Origin of the sequence: Paraburkholderia dinghuensis (assembly GCF_003837865.1) — a bacterium.
Lineage (GTDB): Bacteria > Pseudomonadota > Gammaproteobacteria > Burkholderiales > Burkholderiaceae > Paraburkholderia > Paraburkholderia dinghuensis.
In genome coordinates, this window is record NZ_RQIS01000046.1 from 1 (window position 1) to 3,345 (window position 3,345).

Annotated in this window: 2 rRNA genes; both read left to right on the forward strand. The window is 53.2% G+C overall.

The features are described from left to right. Window positions 1–135 precede the first annotated feature (135 nt). Window positions 136–3,016: ribosomal RNA gene (locus D1Y85_RS26790) — 23S ribosomal RNA — on the forward strand. A gap of 209 nt (window positions 3,017–3,225) precedes the next feature. After that, window positions 3,226–3,339 (forward strand): 5S ribosomal RNA (gene rrf, locus D1Y85_RS26795). The last annotated feature ends 6 nt before the right edge of the window (window positions 3,340–3,345 follow it).

Sequence of the window (3,345 nt, forward strand, 5' to 3'; positions counted from 1 at the left end):
TGGAGTAGGTGAATCAGGGTTGTGATTGTATCGAAGTATTTTTAAGTTCCTCGAAAGAGGGCTTTGGAATACGGCACAACGCGAAAACTCAGCCTGTAGCGAGTATGGATCAGCAATGAGACATACCCGTTATAGGGTCAAGCGAACAAGTGCATGTGGTGGATGCCTTGGCGATCACAGGCGATGAAGGACGCGGTAGCCTGCGAAAAGCTCCGGGGAGCTGGCAAACAAGCTTTGATCCGGAGATGTCCGAATGGGGAAACCCACTCCTATTGGAGTATCCGTGACTGAATACATAGGTCACGTGAAGCGAACGCGGTGAACTGAAACATCTAAGTAACCGCAGGAAAAGAAATCAACCGAGATTCCCAAAGTAGTGGCGAGCGAAATGGGAAGAGCCTGTACTCTTTATTCTCACTGTTAGCTGAACGCTCTGGAAAGTGCGGCCATAGCGGGTGATAGCCCCGTAAGCGAAAACAGAGAGGAAGAACTAGGTGTACGACAAGTAGGGCGGGACACGTGAAATCCTGTCTGAAGATGGGGGGACCATCCTCCAAGGCTAAATACTCGTGATCGACCGATAGTGAACCAGTACCGTGAGGGAAAGGCGAAAAGAACCCCGGGAGGGGAGTGAAATAGATCCTGAAACCGCATGCATACAAACAGTCGGAGCCTCGCAAGGGGTGACGGCGTACCTTTTGTATAATGGGTCAGCGACTTACATTCAGTGGCAAGCTTAACCGAATAGGGCAGGCGTAGCGAAAGCGAGTCCGAACAGGGCGTCTAGTCGCTGGGTGTAGACCCGAAACCAGGTGATCTATCCATGGCCAGGTTGAAGGCACGGTAACACGTGCTGGAGGACCGAACCCACTAACGTTGAAAAGTTAGGGGATGAGCTGTGGATAGGGGTGAAAGGCTAAACAAACCTGGAAATAGCTGGTTCTCTCCGAAAACTATTTAGGTAGTGCCTCGTGTATCACCTTCGGGGGTAGAGCACTGTCATGGTTGAAGGGTCCATTGCGGATTACTTCGCCATAGCAAACTCCGAATACCGAAGAGTGCAATCACGGGAGACAGACATCGGGTGCTAACGTCCGGTGTCAAGAGGGAAACAACCCAGACCGCCAGCTAAGGTCCCCAAATATGACTAAGTGGGAAACGAAGTGGGAAGGCTAAAACAGTCAGGAGGTTGGCTTAGAAGCAGCCACCCTTTAAAGAAAGCGTAATAGCTCACTGATCGAGTCGTCCTGCGCGGAAGATGTAACGGGGCTAAGTCATATACCGAAGCTGCGGATGCGTGCTTTGCACGCATGGTAGGAGAGCGTTCCGTAAGCCTGCGAAGGTGCACTGTAAGGTGTGCTGGAGGTATCGGAAGTGCGAATGCTGACATGAGTAGCGATAAAGGGGGTGAAAGGCCCCCTCGCCGTAAGCCCAAGGTTTCCTACGCAACGTTCATCGGCGTAGGGTGAGTCGGCCCCTAAGGCGAGGCAGAAATGCGTAGCTGATGGGAAGCAGGTCAATATTCCTGCACCATTGTTGAATGCGATGGGGGGACGGATCGCGGAAGGTTGTCCGGGTGTTGGAAGTCCCGGTCCTTGCATTGGAGAAGGCGCTTTGGCAAATCCGGGCGCGGAATTCAAGGGTGTGAGGCGAGTCTCTTCGGAGACGAAGCAACTGGAAGTGGTTCCAAGAAAAGCCTCTAAGCTTCAGTTCAACAGTGACCGTACCGCAAACCGACACAGGTGGGCGAGATGAGTATTCTAAGGCGCTTGAGAGAACTCGGGAGAAGGAACTCGGCAAATTGGTACCGTAACTTCGGGATAAGGTACGCCCCTGTAGCTTGACTGGCCTGCGCCAGGAGGGTGAAGGGGTTGCAATAAACTGGTGGCTGCGACTGTTTAATAAAAACACAGCACTCTGCAAACACGAAAGTGGACGTATAGGGTGTGACGCCTGCCCGGTGCCGGAAGATTAAATGATGGGGTGCAAGCTCTTGATTGAAGTCCCGGTAAACGGCGGCCGTAACTATAACGGTCCTAAGGTAGCGAAATTCCTTGTCGGGTAAGTTCCGACCTGCACGAATGGCGTAACGATGGCCACACTGTCTCCTCCCGAGACTCAGCGAAGTTGAAGTGTTTGTGATGATGCAATCTCCCCGCGGCTAGACGGAAAGACCCCATGAACCTTTACTGTAGCTTTGCATTGGACTTTGAACCGGTTTGTGTAGGATAGGTGGGAGGCTGTGAAGCGGGAACGCTAGTTTCCGTGGAGCCGTCCTTGAAATACCACCCTGATCTGTTTGAGGTTCTAACCTTGGCCCGTGATCCGGGTCGGGGACAGTGCATGGTAGGCAGTTTGACTGGGGCGGTCTCCTCCCAAAGGGTAACGGAGGAGTACGAAGGTACGCTAGGTACGGTCGGAAATCGTGCTGATAGTGCAATGGCATAAGCGTGCTTGACTGCGAGACTGACAAGTCGAGCAGGTGCGAAAGCAGGTCATAGTGATCCGGTGGTTCTGTATGGAAGGGCCATCGCTCAACGGATAAAAGGTACTCTGGGGATAACAGGCTGATACCGCCCAAGAGTTCATATCGACGGCGGTGTTTGGCACCTCGATGTCGGCTCATCTCATCCTGGGGCTGTAGCCGGTCCCAAGGGTATGGCTGTTCGCCATTTAAAGAGGTACGTGAGCTGGGTTTAAAACGTCGTGAGACAGTTTGGTCCCTATCTGCCGTGGGCGCTGGAAGTTTGAGGGGGCCTGCTCCTAGTACGAGAGGACCGGAGTGGACGAACCTCTGGTGTACCGGTTGTGACGCCAGTCGCATCGCCGGGTAGCTATGTTCGGAAGAGATAACCGCTGAAAGCATCTAAGCGGGAAACTCGCCTCAAGATGAGACTTCCCCGGGGACTTGATCCCCTTGAAGGGTCGTTCGAGACCAGGACGTTGATAGGTCAGGTGTGGAAGCGCAGTAATGCGTTAAGCTAACTGATACTAATTGCCCGTAAGGCTTGATCCTATAACAGGTGTGTCTTTGCGATGATCGTTAGTGCTTCAGCACTTACGAGCATCTCACTCCCGAAGGGAGCCCCGCAGAAGGGGGCAGAGAACGCACAGGCTAGAGATCGCGTGTTGTGCCACAAACAACACAACCCCAACAAAAACCTCTTTACGCTTCTTCCAGATTGGCTGTGGCGCACCCCAGGTGCGACGCAGCAACCCGTCATGCCTGATGACCATAGCGAGTTGGTCCCACCCCTTCCCATCCCGAACAGGACCGTGAAACAACTCCACGCCGATGATAGTGCGGATTGCCCGTGTGAAAGTAGGTAATCGTCAGGCTCCTTA